Genomic DNA, 16929 nt, shown 5'->3' with positions numbered 1-16929 from the left:
CCCACCAGCTGGTGGGGAGCCTCCCGTCTGTCTGTCGGGTGCGTCTACCGGCGTCGGGTGGCGTCCTCGACGGTGCCCACGAGCTCCTCGAGGATGTCCTCCAGGAACAGCACGCCCGTCGTGCGGCCCTCCGCGTCGAACGCGCGGGCCACGTGGCGGCCGGCGGCGCGCATGGTGGCGAGGGCGTCCTCCAGGTCCATCTCCGTGTACAGCGAGATGAGCTGGCGGATGCGCTTCGGCGGCACCGGGTCGTCGAACTCGTCCGGACGCAGGTCGATGACGTCCTTGACGTGGACGTAGCCGGTGGGCTCGCCCTCGTCGCCGACGAGCACGTAGCGGGAGAACCCGCGCTGCGCGACCGCCCGCTCGACGTCACCGGGGGTGGCGACGTCGGGCAGGGTGACGAGCTCGGACATCGGCAGGGCGATGTCCTTCACCTTCTTCTCGGTGAACTCGAACGCCATCCGGAGCGTGCCGCCGTCGTCAGAGAGCGTGCCCTCGCGACGGGACTGCTCGACGATGGTCTGCACCTCTTCGACGGTGTAGGCGCTGACGGCCTCGTCCTTCGGCTCGACCTTGAAGAGCCGGAGCACGGCGTTCGCGACCTCGTTGAGGCCCACGACGACCCAGTGCAGGCCGTGGCCGATGTACCAGAGCGTCGGCACGAGGAGCAGCGCGGCGCGGTCGGGCATCGAGAACGAGATGTTCTTCGGCACCATCTCGCCGAACACCACGTGCAGGAACGACACGAGCAGCAGCGTGAAGACGAACGCCACGATGCCGATGACCTCGACGCTCCACCCGGTTAGGTGCAGCGGGCCCTCGAGCAGGTGGTGGATCGCCGGCTCGGAGACGTTGAGGATGAGCAGCGAGCACACGGTGATGCCGAGCTGGGTCGTCGCGAGCATCCGGGTGGCGTGCTCCATCGCCCACAGGGTCATCTGTGCGGCGCGGGAGCCCTCCTCGGCCCGGGGCTCGATCTGCGAGCGGCGTGCGGAGATGACGGCGAACTCGGCGGCGACGAAGAACGCGTTGCCCATCAGCAGGACGACGAGCCAGAAGATCCCCCACCAGTCGGAGCTCATCGGGTGGCCTCCTTCTTCGTCTTGGTCGTGCCCTTGCCGGTCGTGGGGACGGTCACGCCGTCCGGCGGGGTGTCCACCGGGGTGGGGGTCCAGCGGATGCGGTCCACCCGGCGGCCGTCGAGGCGTTCGACGCGGAAGACACCGTCCGGCAGCGGGACCTCGTCGCCGACGATCGGCAGACGGCCGAGCGTCGACATGACGAAGCCGCCGACGGTCTCGTAGGGGCCGTCCTCCGGCACCTTCACGCCAGCGCGGTCCTCGAGCTCGTCGGGGCGGAGGAGCCCGGGGAACGTCAGCCAGTTGCGGGAGCGGACCACGTCGATGCGGGCGCGGTCGTGCTCGTCGGAGACCTCGCCGACGAGTTCCTCGATGAGGTCCTCGAGCGTGACGACCCCGGCGGTCCCGCCGTACTCGTCGACGACGATGACCATCTGGTAGCCGCGACCGCGGACCTCGGTCAGCAGGGTGTCGCCGGGCATCGTCTCGGGGACCCGCTCGGCGTCGGTCATCAGCGCGCCCACCGGCACGTCCGGGCGCTTCTCCCGCGGGACCGCGACGGCCTGCTTGACGTGCACGAGGCCGACGACGTCGTCCGCGTCCTCCTCGATGACGGGGAAGCGGCTGAAGCCGGTGCGGCGGGCGAGGGCGATGACGTCCTCGGCCGACTCGGACACGCGGATCGTGGAGAGCCGCGGGCGCGGGGTCATCACGTCGCTGGCGTCGAGCTCGGAGAAGGACAGCGTGCGCTGCAGGAGCGTCGCGGTGTCCTGTTCGAGTGACCCCTCGGACGCGGACCGACGGAGCAGCGAGGTGAGCTCCTCGGCGCTGCGGGCACCGGAGAGCTCCTCCTGCGGCTCGATGCCGAGCGCGCGCAGCACCGCGTTCGCCGTGCCGTTCAGGACGGCGACGGCCGGCTTGAACACGGTGGTGAACGCGATCTGCAGGGGCACGACCAGGCGTGCGGTCTGCAGGGGGAGCGCGAGGGCGAAGTTCTTCGGCACGAGCTCGCCGAGGATCATCGAGAGCAGCGTCGCGATGACGAGCGCCACGATCGACCCCACCGTCTCGACGACGCCCTCGGGGAGGTCCATCGCCAGGAACGGGGCCTCGAGGAGCTTCGCGATCGAGGGCTCGAGCAGGTACCCGGTCAGCAGGGTGGTCAGCGTGATGCCGAGCTGGGCGCTGGACAGGTGCGTCGAGGTGACCTTGAGCGCGCCGATGACCGGCGCCAGGCCGGCCTCGCCGCGGTCACGACGGGCCTCGACGTCGGCGCGGTCGAGGTTCACGAGCGAGAACTCGGACGCCACGAACACACCGGTGCCGAGGGTCAGCAGGATGCCGCCGACGAGCATCAGGACGTCGACGGGGCTCATCGTCGCCACCCCCGGTCGTCGAGGCGGACGGCGCGTCGGGCGCGCGATGAGTCAGGGCAGCTCACCGAGTGAGCGCCGGATGAGTGATGGGGCGAAGAAGGATTCGGAGGATCGTCCACAGTGAGTGTCATCGTACCGGGCGCTCAGTCGGCGGATGCCGAGAAAGCGCTCACTTCGTGACGGATGCTCGGTGGTACTGCTGCGGCTCGTAGTCGATCTCGACGTTGAGCTCACGCGCGGCCCGGAGCGCGAACGAGGGGTCGCGGAGGAACTCGCGTCCGACCATCACGACGTCGGCCTGCCCGGTCGCCACGATCTGCTCGGCCTGGAACGCCTCGGAGATCATGCCCACCGCGATGGTGCCGATGCCGGCGCCCTGCTTGATGCCGGCGGCGAAGGGCACCTGGTAGCCGGGGCCGACGGGGATCGGGGCCGAGGCCACGTTGCCGCCGGTCGAGACGTCGGCCAGGTCGGCACCGTGCTCGGCGGCCCAGCGTGCGACCTGGACGGTCTCCTCGAGCGTCACGCCGCCCTCGGTCCAGTCGGTGGCGGAGAACCGGACGACGACCGGGAAGCCCTCGCCGACCTCGTTGCGCACGGCGTCCACGACGTCGAGCAGCGCACGGGCACGGTTCTCGAGCGACCCGCCGAACTCGTCGGTGCGGTGGTTGCTCAGCGGTGAGAGGAACTGGTGCAGGAGGTACCCGTGCGCGGCGTGCAGCTCGACGAGGTCGAACCCGGCCTCGACCGACCGGCGCGCGGCGGCGGCGAACCCGAGCGCGACCAGGCGGATGTCCTCGGTGGTGAGCTCACGCGGGACGTCGTAGCCGTCGAAGGCCACGGCCGACGGGGCCACCGTGGTCCAGCCGCCCTCGGCCGCGGGGACTGTGCCGTGCGTGGCGTCCCAGGGGCGGTACGTCGACGCCTTGCGGCCGGCGTGCGCGAGCTGGATGCCCGCGGCGGCGCCCTGCGAGTGGATGAAGTCGACGATCGGACGGTAGGCGTCGCGCTGCTCGTCGTTCCAGAGCCCGAGGTCCTGCGGGGTGATGCGGCCCTCGGGCACGACACCCGTGGCCTCGAGCACGACCGCGCCCGCGCCGCCCTTGGCGAACCCGCCGAGGTGCACGAGGTGCCACGGCGTCGGGACGCCGTCCTGCCGGTCCACCGAGTACTGGCACATCGGCGAGACCCAGATGCGGTTGCGGACCGTCAGGTCGCGGATGGTGATCGGCTCGAACAGGGCGTGCGTCACGCGGTGGCTCCTTCGTCAGGTGCGTCGGCGAGCTGCTCCAGGAAGGTGCGGAGCGCTGCCGGCGAGGTGTAGTGGTGGCCGACCGCCCCGATCGCTTCCGCGCCCGTGGCGTTCTCGGCCCTGTTGTCCACGAACACCATCTGCGCCGGGTCGATTCCCAGTCGCGCGCAGGTGTCGCGGTAGATGGACGCGTCGGGCTTCAGCACGTGCTCCTCGGCGCTCACCACGACGGTCTCGAACAGCGAGCCCATCGGGGACCGGCGGTAGGGGTCGCCGAAGTCGAACCCGGCGTTCGACAGCAGCGCCAGCCGCGTGTCGGCGTCGTGCAGCTCCTCGACCAGGTCGAGCACCTCCGGGTCGACCTCGAACCAGCCGGTGAAGTCGAGCGCCCAGAACCGGTGGACCTGGCTCACCGACCACGTGCGGCCCGTGCGCTCGCCGATCGCGCGCCAGTAGTCGAGGACCGAGAGGTCGCCGCGGTCCAGGTCGTGCCGGAGCTCCTGGTACACGGGGAACAGCTCGTTGGCGGTCAGGCCCGTCGCCGCGAGCAGGGCCTGGCGTGCCGCGTGCGGTGTCCGGCTGATCACCTCGCCGTAGTCGAACACGACGACACGACCAGGCAGGGACAGGCTCATGCGCCCCACCGTAACGTGGGCACGATGAACGACTTCGTGCCCTTCTCCGTGTCCGATGCCGCCGCCTGGGTCACCGCGCCGACCGGGGACTCGACGAAGTACCGCCGCGGCGTGCTCGGCGTCGCGACCGGTTCGGACCGCTACCCGGGTGCCGCGGTGATGGGCGTCGACGCTGCCGTGCACACCGGCGTCGGCATGGTCCGGTACGTCGGACCGGACCGCGCCACCGACTTCGTGCTGACCCGTCGACCCGAGGTCGTGTCCGGAGTGGGCCGCGTGCAGGCCTGGCTCGTCGGGTCCGGGATCTCCGCGTCCTCGCTCGGTTCGCTCGACCCCGCGACCGCTGCCGCGTTCGCGCACGCGTCCGACGACGGCGTCCCGGTGGTCGTCGACGCCGGGGCCATCCCGCTCGTCGACCTCGGTCCGCTCGCGGTGCTGACGCCGCACGCGGGGGAGCTGGGCGCCCTGCTCGACGTCTCCCGCGAGTCCGTCGAGGCCGACCCGCAGGGATCCGCGCTCCGAGCCGCCGAACGGACGGGCAGCGTCGTGCTCCTCAAGGGCGCCGACACGCACGTGGTCACACCCGACGGGTCCGTCCGGCTCGTGGCGTCGTCCGCCACGCCGTGGCTCGCGGCCGCCGGTGCCGGTGACGTGCTCGGCGGGGTGCTCGGAGCGCTCGTCGCCAGCCGCGCGGGGAGCAGCGAGGTCGGTCCCTCGGACCTCGCCCACCTGGCCGCAGCAGCCGCGGTGGTGCACGGAACGGCGGCCCGGCGGGCGTCCGGCGGTGGGCCCTTCACGATGACGACGCTCATCGAGGCGCTCCCGGGCGTCGTGCGCGACCTCGTCGTGGACGGCGACGCGCAGGCCTGACGCCGTCCGCTCGCGCCTCTCGCGCGTCGCGTGCGGGCGTTCGCACGTCACGGACGGGAGGCTCGTTGCCGGACCGGTGGGGAGCCTCCCGTCCGGTGGAGTGCGCGCCGCGCTCGCCGACACCGGCGTTGCCAGCGTGCGCCCCCACCCGGTAGCGTCCTGGCCATGCAGTGCCGCTGAACCGTCTCCGATCCCACCCACGCGCCCTCCTGCGGCGCCATCGAGAGGTTCACCATGTCCGCATCCCTGCCCCTGCACGGCCAGACCGCCCTCGTCACCGGAGTCTCCCGACGCCGTGGCATCGGGTACGCCGTCGCCACGAAGCTCGCGTCCCTCGGCGCCGACGTCGTCATCCACCACCACCGACCGCACGACCTGGACCTGCCGTGGGGTGGGGACGACCTCGACGCGGTCCGCGCCGGTGTCCGGGAGCACCTGACCGAGGGCGCCCGGTTCGCCGACGTCGGCGCTGACCTGTCCGACGCCGCCGCGATCCCCGACGTCATCGCCACGGCGGTCGGGCTCACCGGACGACTCGACGTCCTCGTGTGCAACCACGCGAAGAGCGGCGACGACGGCAGCGTCCTCGACATGACGCCCGAGCGGCTCGACGCCTTCTGGGACGTCAACGCGCGCTCCACCCTGCTGCTCACGGCCGAGTTCGCGCGGCTCCGGGCGCCGCACCGCGACGAACCGAGCCGACCGGGCGACCGGATCGTCGGGAACGGGCCGTACGCCGAGGCGCAGGGCCATGTGTTCTGGATGACCTCCGGGCAGATCCACGGCGCGATGCGGGGCGAGGTGGCCTACGCCACGAGCAAGGCCGCGCTCGCCGGGGTCACGCCGACCGTCGCCGCGGAGCTGCTCGAGCTCGGGATCGTGCTCAACACGATCAACCCCGGGCCGGTGAACACGGGCTACATGGACCCGGAGTCGACGGACCGGTCGCTCGAGGACCTCGACGCCTCCGTCGCCAGCACGCCGTTCGGTCGTGTGGGGGCGCCGCAGGACCCGGCGGAGCTGATCGGGTGGCTGTCGACCTCGGCCGGGAGCTGGGTCGTGGGGCAGGTCCTCACGACGGACGGCGGGTTCGGGTTGTGAGGTCGTCGGTCGGGCGAGGTGCTCGACCCGGAACGACATCGTCGAGGTCGTACGACAGCGAGGTTGTCGCGCGCGGGTCCTGCCCGGGCGCGGCGCGACAACGCGGATGTCGTACGACAGTGATCTTGTCGCGCATGGCTCGCGGAGCGCTCGCCGCGGCCCGCGTCGCCTATCCTTGACGTCTGTTCAGCGAGTCCCACCAGCAGCAAGGACCACCACGCAATGCCCGAACTCCCCGTCGTGTTCGAAGTCGGCTCGATCGTCGCGCTCGTCCTGATCCTGCTCGCGGACCTGCTCATCGTGGCACGGCGTCCGCACGTGCCGACGCTCAAGGAGTCGGCGGTCTGGGTCGGCGTCTACGTGGGGCTCGCGCTCGTGTTCGCGGTCGCGATGCTGGTCTTCGCGGGCGGTGAGCCGGCGGGGCAGTTCCTGGCGGGTTGGCTGACCGAGTACAGCCTGAGCATCGACAACCTGTTCGTGTTCGTCATCATCATGGCGCGGTTCTCGGTTCCGAAGAAGATCCAGCAAGAGGTGCTCATGCTGGGCATCATCATCGCGCTCGTGCTGCGCGGGATCTTCATCCTGGTCGGCGCCCAGCTCATCGAGAACTTCTCGTGGATCTTCTACATCTTCGGCGCGTGGCTGGTGTGGACCGCGATCCAGCAGCTCCGCGGCGAGGACGAGGACGCGGACCAGAAGGACGGCTTCATCGTCCGCCTGCTGCGCCGTCGCGTGCGCCTGACGGACACGTTCGACGGGATGAAGTTCCGCACGCACAAGGACGGCGTCCGGCACTTCACGCCCCTGCTCGTCGTGCTCATCGCGATCGGCACCACCGACCTGCTGTTCGCCCTCGACTCGATCCCGGCGATCTTCGGCATCACCGAGAGCCCGTTCATCGTCTTCACCGCGAACGTCTTCGCCCTGATGGGCCTGCGGCAGCTGTACTTCCTGCTCGGCGGGCTGCTGGAGCGGCTGGTCTACCTCAAGTACGGCATCGCGTTCATCCTCGCCTTCATCGGCGTGAAGCTCGTCCTGCACGCACTGCACGGCAACGAGCTGCCCTTCCTGAACGGCGGCGCGCACATCGCGTGGGCGCCGGAGATCCCGACGTGGGTCTCGCTCGTGGTCATCGTCGCGGCGATGGGTGTCTCGACGATCGCCAGCGTCGTGCGCATCCGGCACGAGCAGTCGGTGACTCCGGACGACGTCGAGCCGGCGCGCGCGGCCGACTGATCGTCCGGACGACCACGCTCAGGCCAGCAGCTGCTCCGTGACGTTCCAGAGTCGCCAGGCATCGGTGTCGTCGAGCATCGCGGAGTTCGCGTCCGACGGGATGCTCGACGCGGTCAACGGGCGCACGGTGTCGTCGAGCACGGCGACGTCGCTGTCCTTCAGGTAGACGCCGCCGATGCCGTCGAGCGCCGGGCTCACCGCGCCGAACACCAGGGTCGCCGCACCCTGCTCGATGGTCTTCTTGCCGACGGCGGGGTCGATGACCGTCGTGCCGTCCGCGTCGACGAGGCCCTGCTCCCGGTAGGACGCCAGCCGCGACGGGTCGTGCGGGCCGGGGCCGATGATGACGCCCGGGTGTGCGGCGAACGCCCGGATGCCCTCGTCGGCGAGGCGTCGGTCGAGCTCCACCGTGAACAGCACGTTCGCCCGCTTGGACTGCCCGTAGGCCGCACCGGCGTCGTACCCGCGGGTGAAGGCGAGGTCGTCCCAGCGGATCTGCCCGAACCGCGCGGCTCCGGACGTGACGGTGAGCACGCGGGCGCCGTCCGCGGCACGGAGCGCCGGCAGGAGTGCCCGCGTGAGCTGGAAGTGCCCGAGGTGCGTGGTCGAGAAGGACAGCTCGTTGCCGCGGCCGTCGAGCCGGAGCTCGGGGGAGAAGAGCATCGCGGCGTTGTTCACGAGCGCGTGCAGGGGACGCCCGGTCGCGGTCCAGCGTCCGGCGAAGGCGTCGATCGAGGCGGGGTCGGTGAGGTCGAGCTGCTCGACGGTGACGCCGGACAGGTCGGCGACGGCGGCGCTGGCACGCTCGGTGTCGCGCGCGGCGACGGTGACCGAGGCCCCGGCGGCTGCGAGGGCGCGGGAGACCGCTCGTCCGAGGCGGCTGTGGCCGCCGGTGACGACCACGTGTCGTCCGGTGAGGTCGAGGCCGGCGAGGACGTCGGTCGCGGTGGACGCTGCGGTGAACCCGGAGTCGATGGGGTGCTGGTCGGAGATCATGGTGGTGGAGCCTCTCGTCGGACGGTGCGCCCCGAAGTGGAACGGCGTTCCGCAAAGATACGGAACGATCTTCCGTTTCGCAAGCCGCCCCGGTCACCAACGGGACCACGGGCGGACTGGAGGCTCGGTGCCGGACCGGCGCCGGGCCTCCAGTCCGGTGGGGTGCGCGGCTACTGCTGCGGCGTCGCGTGCACGAGGAACTCGACGGCTCCCGCGTCGTCGACCTTCACGAAGCCGAGGCTCGGTGCCTGCACGCTGAAGTCCGCGAAGGTGATCGGGATCGTCCCGGAGATGTCGACCCCGTCGCCGCTCAGACCGACCTCGAGCGTCGCGGTGACGGGCTTCGTCACGCCGTGCAGGGTGAGGTTCCCGGTGGCCTCGACCTCCTTCGTGGCGGTGCCGGTCGGGACGGCGTCCTCGACGGGCTTCGTGAGGGTGAAGGTGGCCGTCGGGAACGCCGACGTGTCGAGCGCGGAGTCGCGGAAGTACGAGTCGCGCTGCTCGGAGTCGGTCCTGATGTCGCCGACCTGCACCTGGATCGTCGCGGCGGCGATCGCGGTGCCGTCGACCTTCGCGCTGCCGGAGACGCTCTTCGTGCGGCCGGTGACCGTGACGTCGGACCCGTTGAGCACCTCGTGCAGGCGGTACCCGGCCTCGGAGTCACCACCGACGGCCCAGTCGCCCGACAGGGTCGTCGTCTCGAGCGTGGAGGGCGCCCGGGTCGCGGCGACGGTCGGCGTGGCCGAGGCCTTCGCGTTCTCGGTGTTCGAGTAGACCGAGGTGCCGATGACGGTGCCCACGACGGCGAGCACGGCGACGCCGACGACGACGGAGATCCAGATGACGGCCTTGCGCCGGGGTGCGTTCCGGGGCCGGGATGAGGGGGTCACACGCCGAACGCTGACACGTCACCCTCGGGAGCTCCTGGGGACCAGTGCCGCTACGCTCGTCCGGTGCAGCTGTCCAGGTGGTCCGAACGCGCCGGCTTCGGGGTCGCGTTCGTGGCCGTGCACCTGGTGCTGTGGTGGCTGACGACGGTCACCGCGAACCTGCCGCTCGGTGACGTGACGATCACCTACCGGCGCTGGATCGAGACCGGGCTGAGCTCCCACTTCTGGGTCGGGATGGACTCGGACTGGGTGTACCCGATCCTCGCGATCGTGCCGATGGCCGCGGCGGCGATCGGCGGTGTGGCCTCGATCGGCACCGGTTGGCTCGTGCTGATGGTGCTGCTCGACGCGGTGGCCTGCGCGTTCCTGTGGCGGTTCCGGGCGCTCGGCGTGCGGGTCGTCTGGTGGTGGCTCGTGTTCCTGCTCGCGCTCGGCCCGATCGGGCTCGGGCGGATCGACACCGTCGCGACTGCCGTGGCCCTGGTCGGGGTCTGCTTCGTGGCGTCGCGGCCGGCCGTGGCGTCCGCGGTCTTCACGGTCGCGGCGTGGGTCAAGGTGTGGCCGGCGGCGCTCGTCGGGGTGCTCCTGGTCCTCCGGCGCGGACACCGCACCGGCGTGCTGACCGGGGCGCTGACCGTCACCGCGCTGGTCGTGCTCGTCGACGTGCTCTTCGGCGGAGCGGCGCACCTGCTCTCGTTCATCGGTCAGCAGAGCGGCCGGGCGCTGCAGATCGAGGCACCGCTCGCGACGCCCTTCATGTGGGCCGCTGCCGCGCACGTGCCCGGCGCGGCCGTCTTCTACGACACCGAGATCCTGACGTTCGAGGTCTCCGGCACCGGGACACACCTGGCGGCAGCCGTGTCGACGCCCCTGATGGCGCTCGTCGTCGTCGCGGGGGTCGTCCTCGCCGCGTGGGCCGTCGGCCGGGGTGCCCGTCGGGCCGAGGTGGCGCCGGTGCTCGCGCTGCTGTTGGTCGCGGCCCTCGTCGCGACGAACAAGGTCGGGTCGCCGCAGTACGTCGGGTGGTTCGCCGTGCCGATCGTGTGGGGGCTCGTCGCGGGGCGGGGGAGTGCCAGGCGGTTCCTGCCGGTGGCGGTCGCCGCGTTGCCGATGGCCCTGCTGACGCAGCTCGTCTACCCGGGCTGGTACGACCAGGTGCTCACCGTGCAGCCGTGGATCCTCGTGGTGCTGACCGTGCGGAACGCGCTCGAGGTCGCGATCCTCGTGTGGGCCGTCGTGGCCGTGGTGCGGCTCGGGCTGGGCGGGCGGCGCGGGGTGCGTCCGCTGACTGGGTCGCGCGGGTGGGGTCCTTGGGCCGGGTCGGGTCCGGTCGGCCGGCCGGGAGGCTCGGACCACCTTCCCGGGTCTGGTCCGGACCCCGCGTCGCGGGGCAGGATGGGCGCATGATCGTCGCGTTCTCCGTCGCCCCGTCCGGTGGTCCCTCCGAGCAGCCGGACGGGTCCGTGCACGACGCCGTCGCGGCGGCCGTGCGGGTCGTGCGCGAGTCCGGGCTGCCGAACCACACGTCCTCGATGTTCACCGAGGTCGAGGGGGAGTGGGACGAGGTGATGGCCGTGGTCAAGGCCGCCACCGAGGCCGTCGGGGCCTTCGGCACGCGGGTGTCGCTCGTGCTCAAGGCCGACATCCGGCCCGGGTACACGGGCGAGCTCGAGGGCAAGGTCGCACGCCTGGAGACGGCGCTCGAGGGCGGTTCCTGAGTCCTCCACGACACGCCGCCCGGGTCCCGATGATGTCGGTGGTCGGGTGTGTCATGGCCTGCAGACGGACACACCGGGTGTCCCGACCCGGACCTACGAGGAGACCGTGATGATGCACGACGGCTGGTGCCCCGACTGTGACCTGCGAACGGTCGTCATCGACTCGGACGAGTCCGGCTCCGGCAACGCCTGGGCGTCCTGCACCGAGTGCGGCGTCGGGTGGGTGCACCGTGAGGAGCACCCGTCGGAGTCGTCGCGTCGTGCCGGCCGGCAGCCGTCCGAGGAGCGTCGCGCGGCCTGACCGTACGGACTTGTTCGACGACGGGCTCGAATCGATTCGGCCGAGGGCTTTCGACGGTGCGTTGGAGCGGTCTACACTGAACCGACCGGGTCGCTCTGGCGTCTCGGTCGCTTCCGTTCACCGCCGAACGGGCCGGCACAGACGCCGGTCGTGACGATGCGGTTCGGACGCCGGGCCTCGGACGGCCCCGTCGACGCCGCTCCGCCAGTTGCGCGCCTGACCAGGTCCGTGGCCGGTCCCGCCCGCACCTCGTTCGAAGACCAGGCACCATGTCCCAGCTCACGCCGGCGCGACGCGCGCTCGCGATCACCGCACTCGCCCTCGGCGGGTTCGCCATCGGGTCGACCGAGTTCGTCGCGATGGGCCTGTTGCCGAACATCGCCGCCGCGCTCTTGCCGACCCAGTACTCGGCCGACCCGGACGCCGGCATCGCGCACGCCGGGTGGCTCGTCAGTGCCTACGCGCTCGGCGTCGTCGTCGGCGCCCCCACCATCGCCGCGATGAGTGCCCGGTTCCCCCGCAAGGGCCTGCTCATGGTGCTGCTCGTCGGGTTCGTGGTCGCGACCGTCGCCAGCGCGGTGCTGCCCTCGTTCGGGCTCGTCCTGGTCGCACGCTTCGTCGCCGGGCTCCCGCACGGTGCGTACTTCGGCATCGCGTCGATCGTCGCCGGCGACATCATGGGGCCGGGCAAGCGCGGCCGGGGCATCGCGATGGTCCTGCTCGGGCTGTCGGTCGCGAACGTCATCGGTGTGCCCGCGATCACCTGGATCGGGCAGATGTCCGGGTGGCGCGTGGCCTACGGCGTCGTCGCCGTCCTGTTCGCCGCCACCTTCCTCGCCGTGTCCGCCTTCGTCCCGCGGTCAGTCCGCGACGAGTCCGCGTCGATCCGCCGGGAGCTCAGTGCCTTCCGCGTGCCGCAGGTCTGGCTCGTGATGGGGCTCGGGGCCGTCGGCTTCGGCGGGTTCTTCGCCGTCTACTCGTACATCTCGCCGCTCGTCACGAACGTCACCGGCCTGCCCGAGGGCGTCGTGCCGCTCGTGCTCGTCGTGGTCGGACTCGGCATGGTCGTCGGCGGCGTGCTCGGCGGGCACCTGGCGGACCACAGCGTGAAGCGCACGATCTACATCGGCATGTTCGCGCTGATCGCGTCCCTGCTCTTCATGGTGCTCACCGCGCAGTGGACCGTCGGCGTCTTCGTCGGGGCGTTGCTGCTCGGTGCGACCTCGTCCGCGATCCCGCCGGCGGTGCAGTCCCGCCTGATGGACATGGCCGGTGACGCCAGGACCATAGCGGCGGCGCTGAACCACTCGGCGTTCAACATCGGCAACTCGCTCGGTGCGGCCCTCGGTGGCGCGGTCATCGCGGCCGGGTTCGGCTTCGTCGCGCCGGGGTGGCTCGGCATCGGGCTCGCGCTGCTCGGTGTCGGCATGACGGCGATCAGCTACGGGGTCGAGCGTCGGACGAACCGGCGTGCGGCAGCGGCTGCGAAGCACCCCTCCACGGGGCCGATCACCGCACCGGTCCCGGTCGGCTGACCCCGCGCGCGGTCCTGCGCGCTGAGATCGCACTCCGTGTCGGGTCCGGCGGGACCGAGGCGACACGGAGTGCGATCTCAGCGGACCAGAGCATGGTGGCGCCTCCGCCGAGTGGTCACGACACCCCGACGGTGCGGCGCCGACCGGTCACGTCTCGTCGGTCGCGGCGTCGGCGAGCGACGAACCGTGGCCGCTCGGCGGACCTGAGCGGGGTGTTGCGACCGCTCGGCGGGGGTGCAGCGGCGCGGCGGCGCGGTCGGCAGCCCCCCAAATGGTGAGATCGCACTTCGTGTCGGGTCCGGCGGGACCGAGGCGACACGGAGTGCGATCTCAGCGAAACGGGTTCAGCGGGTCGGGCTACAGGCCGTGGGGGCTGCCGTCCTGGACGATGATGCCGTCGGTGATCGCCCGCTTCCGGAGCGCCACCTTCGTGCCCACGTCGAAGCCGGCCACACGGTACTTCTCGCGGATGCGCTTGAGGTAGCTCTTGGCGGTCTCCTCGGAGATGCCGAGCTGGTACGCCACGCTCTTCACGGGCTCGCCACCGCCGTAGAGCGCCATGACGCGGCGCTCCTGCGCGCTGAGCTTCGGCACGCCACCGACGTCGCCGGAGTTGATCGCGAGGTCGAGCTCCGCGGACACGTACTGCTCGCCGCGCTGGGCGGAGCGGATGGCCTCGACGATCATGTCCGCGTCCTCGCTCTTCACGAGGTAGCCGAGGGCACCGGACCCGAGGGCCTCGCGCACGACGTTCGGCTCCGAGTACGTGCTCATCACGACGGTCTTCACGCCGGCGGTCTTCAGCGTCGAGATCTTCAGCGAGACCGGGATGGAGTCCTTGAGGTCGAGGTCGAGGAGCACCACGTCCACCGGGAACGCGGGGCTCGTGAGGAGCTCCGGCCAGGTCGTGACCGCTGCGACGAGCGTGATGTCGTCGGCGGCGCCCCGGATCCACTCGGTGAGCGCGCCGAGGAGCATCCTGTGGTCGTCGACGAGTGCGAGTCGGATCGGTTCCTCTGGAGTCGCCATGTCGGCGTCCTTTCTCGTGGTCTGCGTGGCCGAGCCTAGAGGTCGACTGCACGCTGGAGGCGCAGGTGGTCAGGGTGTCCGGCAGGTCACATGTTCGGGTGACGGCTGACGACGCAGTGGGCGACGATGTGCAGGACGCCCTCGCGGACGTTCTCCGTGTAGGGCCCGATGCGCTGCAGACCGCTCCACGCAGGCGGGCCGAGTCGTCGGCGTGGGACGCCGCGGGACTCGATGACGATCGGCACGTCCATGGTCTCGTCGGAGACCGGGTGTCCCGCGGTGCCGACGGGCCCGAGCGTGACGGAGACCACCGGGACGCCTGGCTGGTGCCCGCGGCCGTCACCGACCATCTGCCACAGCGCCTGGAGCAGTCCGTCGCGCTGCGCGGGCGTGAGGTGCCCGGCGAGGGAGCTCGGGTCGGCGACGCTGACGGCCCGGCCGAGGTGGTCGGACTCCGTGATCGCGTGGTAGAGCCAGGTCTCGCGGCGGCCCTCGATGAGGTGCAGTCGGAGTTCGGTGGCGAGTGACGCTGCGACCGACGACGAGGCGTCGGACAACGGCAGGGGGTCGGTCCCGTTCGCCACGGCGTCGAGGAGCTTCTCGGCGGCGAGGTCGAGCCTGGCGAGTTCGTCCGAGGCCAGCATCCCGACGGCGAACTGCGGCGCGCCGACGTTCGACTGCACGAGCACCCGGTCGAGTTCGCGCTGCACGAGCTGCCGGAACCGGTGGGTCACGAAGATGGCGACCGACGGCGGCACGATCACGAGCGCCAGCAGGGAGAACAGCCCGGGGATCGTGTCGGTCGTGATCGGGGTCGACGCGATCGACATCCCCACGAAGGCCAGCGCGAGGACGGCGATCGCGGCAGCGACCTCCCGTGCGGGGCGGAGCGTGGCGACGGGCAACAGCGCGAACCCGGCGGCGACCGAGGCGCTGGCCGTGTGGGCGAGGTCGTGCTCGGGCCAGATGCCGATGAAGTCGAGCGTGACGACGCAGCTCAGCACGACGCAGATGAGGGCGAACGCGACGCCGGTGAGTCGTTCGCCGTAGGTCATGACGCTGAGCCCGACGCCGACCGCGGCGATGACGAACAGGATCCAGCCGGCGGCGGGGAGCCACGGGTCCTGGTACTGGGACCACCGCGACAGGAAGAACACGATGCCGGAGACCGCTTCGAGCGCCGTCAGCACCGCCGCGCCGAGGCCGAGGTGCCCCGCACCGAGGGACGCTCCCGGCTTGGCGGCCTGCCGCAGCGACCGCGCACCGGTGGAGGTGGAGGGGAGGCCGCGCGCCTGCCGACGTTCCGTGCCCCGGTACCGCTCACGAGCCTCCCGGCGGGTCCGCGGCGCGGGTTGTCTGGTCTCACCGGGCAGACTGCGACCGATGGTGTCCTCGGGGGTGCGGGTCATCGGGGCGCCTCCAGGACGACGGTGGTGCCGGAGCCCGGCGCGGAGAACAGGCGGGCGTCGCCGCCGACCTCGCGGAGACGGTTCACGACGCTCTCCTTGAAGCCGAGACGTTCCTCGTCGATGGTGCCGATCTCGAACCCGACGCCGGAGTCGGTGACCATCGCGCGGACCATGTCGTTGTCGTGGACGATCGTGACGTGGGCCTCGGCGACGCCGGCGTGGCGACGGACGTTCTCCAGGCACTCGGCGAGGGCGAGCAGGAAGGCGTCGAGCACCTGCGTGGGGAGCAGGACCTGGCCGGTGCCGTGCCAGCTGACCTCGAGGCCCATGCGGCCGAAGCGCTGCTTGACCGACTCGAGGGTCTGCCCGAGCGGGGACTCCTCGGCCCGGGTCAGCGAGTAGTCGCCGGACTGCGACGGCTGCGGGGTCGCGCCGAGGCGGAGGTGGCGGAGGAGCCGCGCGTCCTCGGCGGCCTGTTCGCGCATGGCCTGCTCGGAGACCCCGACGCCGGAGTGGGCCAGGAGCGTCAGCGTGGCGAGGACCGTGTCGTGCAGCAGTCGGGCACCCTGGCGGCGCTGGGCCTCGGTCTCGCTGGCCTGCCGTTCGGCGCGGTGGGCGGTGCCGATGCTGTAGATGCGGCGGGCGACGCGGGGGATGCTGCGCGAGATCCAGTAGGCGACGACCGCGGTGAGGACCCAGCCGAGGGCGGTGCCGCCGACGGGGGAGGACAGCACCGAGCCGGTCGCGGTGGTCATGATGACGAGCGACGCCCCGCCGCCGAGGATCGTCAGCGCGAGGCCGACCAGGTGGCCGCGCTGGGCCATCAGCATCGAGGACAGCCCGCCGGCGGCGAGGGGGACCAGCGCGCTGGCGACGACCTGGCGCAGGTCGGGTTGGGCGTTCGTGAGCAGGACGACGAGCGCGGCGAGGCCGGAGACCTGCGTCAGCGCGGTCCACCACACGGCACCGTTCCACCCGAAGGCGACGAGCGCCCCGAGCATCACGACGATGCACGCGACGCCGATGGCGAGCGGACCGGCCGGGACGGCGAAGGCGCAGAGCACCCCGACGAGGCTGACCAGGGTGCACACGATGCCGACGACACGGGTCGTCGACCGGAGCAACCGGTCGCGTTCCTGAGCCAAGGGTTCCATCGGGGTCCTGAAGCGTCTGTCCTCGTCGGTGGAGCGAGGGTCGTACGGGAAGGCATCCGAAGTGGACGCTCAGTCATCATTCCACGAGCGGCACTCGTTGGGGGGTGTTCGGCACGCCCGGTTGTTCGGTTTGGCAACGATGTCGTCACGACGAACGTGGACAGACCGTGCGCAACGGGTGTCGTGGGCGGTTCGCGGACAGTCGGGCCGCAGTGTGGATCGCCGGGCGCGGCGTGGCGGGAACGCGGTGAGTGGACAGCGGGGGCTGTCACCGCGGGGCCCGGGGCGCGCCTGGCGTGCGGGGCACGCCTGGCGTGCGGGGCACGCCTGGCGTGCGGGGCACGC

16 protein-coding genes are annotated in these 16929 nt (G+C 71.6%); 7 read left to right on the top strand and 9 right to left on the bottom strand.

Going from position 1 to position 16929, the window contains the following annotated elements; genetic code table 11:
* Nucleotides 1-44 precede the first annotated feature (44 nt).
* From OXR63_RS08010 to OXR63_RS07995, 4 genes are all read right to left on the bottom strand, one after another.
* Nucleotides 45-1085: a hemolysin family protein gene (locus OXR63_RS08010; protein WP_267421715.1), complete on the bottom strand. Its 1041-nt coding sequence runs from the start codon at nucleotides 1083-1085 to the stop codon at nucleotides 45-47.
* Nucleotides 1082-2458 carry a hemolysin family protein gene (locus OXR63_RS08005; protein WP_267421713.1) on the bottom strand — a complete coding sequence of 459 codons (1377 nt, stop codon included), beginning with the start codon at nucleotides 2456-2458 and terminating at the stop codon, nucleotides 1082-1084. Before OXR63_RS08005 ends, OXR63_RS08010 begins: the two co-directional genes overlap by 4 nt.
* 169 nt (nucleotides 2459-2627) lie before the next feature.
* A complete protein-coding gene (locus OXR63_RS08000; protein WP_267421711.1) occupies nucleotides 2628-3710 on the bottom strand; it encodes an NADH:flavin oxidoreductase/NADH oxidase in 1083 nt (360 codons plus the stop codon).
* Nucleotides 3707-4345 (bottom strand): HAD family hydrolase, encoded by a 639-nt coding sequence (locus OXR63_RS07995; RefSeq protein WP_267421710.1) that lies wholly within the window; start codon nucleotides 4343-4345, stop codon nucleotides 3707-3709. Before OXR63_RS07995 ends, OXR63_RS08000 begins: the two co-directional genes overlap by 4 nt.
* Before the next feature lie 24 nt (nucleotides 4346-4369).
* Here OXR63_RS07995 and OXR63_RS07990 point away from each other — a divergent pair, with 24 nt between their 5' ends.
* From OXR63_RS07990 to OXR63_RS07980, 3 genes are all read left to right on the top strand, one after another.
* Nucleotides 4370-5215, top strand: a complete 846-nt coding sequence (locus OXR63_RS07990) for an ADP-dependent NAD(P)H-hydrate dehydratase (protein ID WP_267421707.1) — start codon at nucleotides 4370-4372, stop codon at nucleotides 5213-5215.
* A gap of 234 nt (nucleotides 5216-5449) precedes the next feature.
* Nucleotides 5450-6316: an SDR family oxidoreductase gene (locus OXR63_RS07985; protein WP_267421705.1), complete on the top strand. Its 867-nt coding sequence runs from the start codon at nucleotides 5450-5452 to the stop codon at nucleotides 6314-6316.
* A gap of 222 nt (nucleotides 6317-6538) precedes the next feature.
* Nucleotides 6539-7552 (top strand): TerC family protein, encoded by a 1014-nt coding sequence (locus tag OXR63_RS07980; RefSeq protein WP_267421703.1) that lies wholly within the window; start codon nucleotides 6539-6541, stop codon nucleotides 7550-7552.
* Nucleotides 7553-7570: 18 nt separating this feature from the next.
* On the opposite strand, the gene OXR63_RS07975 is transcribed toward OXR63_RS07980, so the two are convergent.
* Both OXR63_RS07975 and OXR63_RS07970 read right to left on the bottom strand, forming a co-directional pair.
* Nucleotides 7571-8548: an SDR family NAD(P)-dependent oxidoreductase gene (locus OXR63_RS07975; RefSeq protein ID WP_267421702.1), complete on the bottom strand. Its 978-nt coding sequence runs from the start codon at nucleotides 8546-8548 to the stop codon at nucleotides 7571-7573.
* Between the two features lie 170 nt (nucleotides 8549-8718).
* The gene (locus tag OXR63_RS07970; protein ID WP_267421701.1) at nucleotides 8719-9438 is read right to left on the bottom strand and encodes a YceI family protein; all 720 of its coding nucleotides are present in this window, start codon (nucleotides 9436-9438) and stop codon (nucleotides 8719-8721) included.
* Between the two features lie 63 nt (nucleotides 9439-9501).
* On the opposite strand from OXR63_RS07970, the gene OXR63_RS07965 reads away from it, so the two are divergent.
* The 4 genes from OXR63_RS07965 (at nucleotide 9502) to OXR63_RS07950 (ending at nucleotide 12992) form a co-directional block, all read left to right on the top strand.
* Nucleotides 9502-10845 (top strand): glycosyltransferase family 87 protein, encoded by a 1344-nt coding sequence (locus OXR63_RS07965; RefSeq protein WP_267421699.1) that lies wholly within the window; start codon nucleotides 9502-9504, stop codon nucleotides 10843-10845.
* A complete protein-coding gene (locus OXR63_RS07960) occupies nucleotides 10842-11156 on the top strand; it encodes a thiamine-binding protein (protein ID WP_267421697.1) in 315 nt (104 codons plus the stop codon). Before OXR63_RS07965 ends, OXR63_RS07960 begins: the two co-directional genes overlap by 4 nt.
* A gap of 109 nt (nucleotides 11157-11265) precedes the next feature.
* Entirely contained in the window at nucleotides 11266-11457 is a 192-nt protein-coding gene (locus OXR63_RS07955; protein ID WP_267421696.1) for a hypothetical protein, read from the top strand.
* Nucleotides 11458-11726: 269 nt separating this feature from the next.
* The gene (locus OXR63_RS07950) at nucleotides 11727-12992 is read left to right on the top strand and encodes an MFS transporter (RefSeq protein ID WP_267421694.1); all 1266 of its coding nucleotides are present in this window, start codon (nucleotides 11727-11729) and stop codon (nucleotides 12990-12992) included.
* Between the two features lie 357 nt (nucleotides 12993-13349).
* Here the strand turns inward: OXR63_RS07950 and OXR63_RS07945 are convergent, their stop codons facing one another.
* The 3 genes from OXR63_RS07945 to OXR63_RS07935 all read right to left on the bottom strand — a co-directional run bounded on the left by OXR63_RS07945 (nucleotide 13350) and on the right by OXR63_RS07935 (nucleotide 16584).
* Complete coding sequence (locus tag OXR63_RS07945; protein WP_071271083.1) at nucleotides 13350-14021, bottom strand: response regulator transcription factor; 672 nt, start codon at nucleotides 14019-14021, stop codon at nucleotides 13350-13352.
* A gap of 86 nt (nucleotides 14022-14107) precedes the next feature.
* The gene (locus tag OXR63_RS07940; RefSeq protein WP_267421692.1) at nucleotides 14108-15430 is read right to left on the bottom strand and encodes a hypothetical protein; all 1323 of its coding nucleotides are present in this window, start codon (nucleotides 15428-15430) and stop codon (nucleotides 14108-14110) included.
* Nucleotides 15427-16584, bottom strand: a complete 1158-nt coding sequence (locus tag OXR63_RS07935) for a sensor histidine kinase (protein ID WP_267421690.1) — start codon at nucleotides 16582-16584, stop codon at nucleotides 15427-15429. Before OXR63_RS07935 ends, OXR63_RS07940 begins: the two co-directional genes overlap by 4 nt.
* Between the last annotated feature and the right edge of the window lie 345 nt (nucleotides 16585-16929).

It is taken from the genome of Curtobacterium sp. GC_Cur_3 (assembly GCF_026544205.1).
Taxonomy (GTDB): Bacteria; Actinomycetota; Actinomycetes; order Actinomycetales; family Microbacteriaceae; genus Curtobacterium.
The sequence above is the reverse complement of the archived record's forward strand: the minus strand, read 5'-3'. Positions and strand labels throughout refer to the sequence as shown.

Bases quoted from the DNA above. Each gene is read 5' to 3' on its own strand.
- OXR63_RS08010 (WP_267421715.1), bottom strand. From the start codon at position 1,085: ATGAGCTCCGACTGGTGGGGGATCTTCTGGCTCGTCGTCCTGCTGATG.
- OXR63_RS08005 (WP_267421713.1), bottom strand. From the start codon at position 2,458: ATGAGCCCCGTCGACGTCCTGATGCTCGTCGGCGGCATCCTGCTGACC.
- OXR63_RS07995 (WP_267421710.1), bottom strand. From the start codon at position 4,345: ATGAGCCTGTCCCTGCCTGGTCGTGTCGTCGTGTTCGACTACGGCGAG.
- OXR63_RS07990 (WP_267421707.1), top strand. From the start codon at position 4,370: ATGAACGACTTCGTGCCCTTCTCCGTGTCCGATGCCGCCGCCTGGGTC.
- OXR63_RS07985 (WP_267421705.1), top strand. From the start codon at position 5,450: ATGTCCGCATCCCTGCCCCTGCACGGCCAGACCGCCCTCGTCACCGGA.
- OXR63_RS07980 (WP_267421703.1), top strand. From the start codon at position 6,539: ATGCCCGAACTCCCCGTCGTGTTCGAAGTCGGCTCGATCGTCGCGCTC.
- OXR63_RS07975 (WP_267421702.1), bottom strand. From the start codon at position 8,548: ATGATCTCCGACCAGCACCCCATCGACTCCGGGTTCACCGCAGCGTCC.
- OXR63_RS07960 (WP_267421697.1), top strand. From the start codon at position 10,842: ATGATCGTCGCGTTCTCCGTCGCCCCGTCCGGTGGTCCCTCCGAGCAG.
- OXR63_RS07955 (WP_267421696.1), top strand. From the start codon at position 11,266: ATGATGCACGACGGCTGGTGCCCCGACTGTGACCTGCGAACGGTCGTC.
- OXR63_RS07950 (WP_267421694.1), top strand. From the start codon at position 11,727: ATGTCCCAGCTCACGCCGGCGCGACGCGCGCTCGCGATCACCGCACTC.
- OXR63_RS07945 (WP_071271083.1), bottom strand. From the start codon at position 14,021: ATGGCGACTCCAGAGGAACCGATCCGACTCGCACTCGTCGACGACCAC.
- OXR63_RS07940 (WP_267421692.1), bottom strand. From the start codon at position 15,430: ATGACCCGCACCCCCGAGGACACCATCGGTCGCAGTCTGCCCGGTGAG.
- OXR63_RS07935 (WP_267421690.1), bottom strand. From the start codon at position 16,584: ATGGAACCCTTGGCTCAGGAACGCGACCGGTTGCTCCGGTCGACGACC.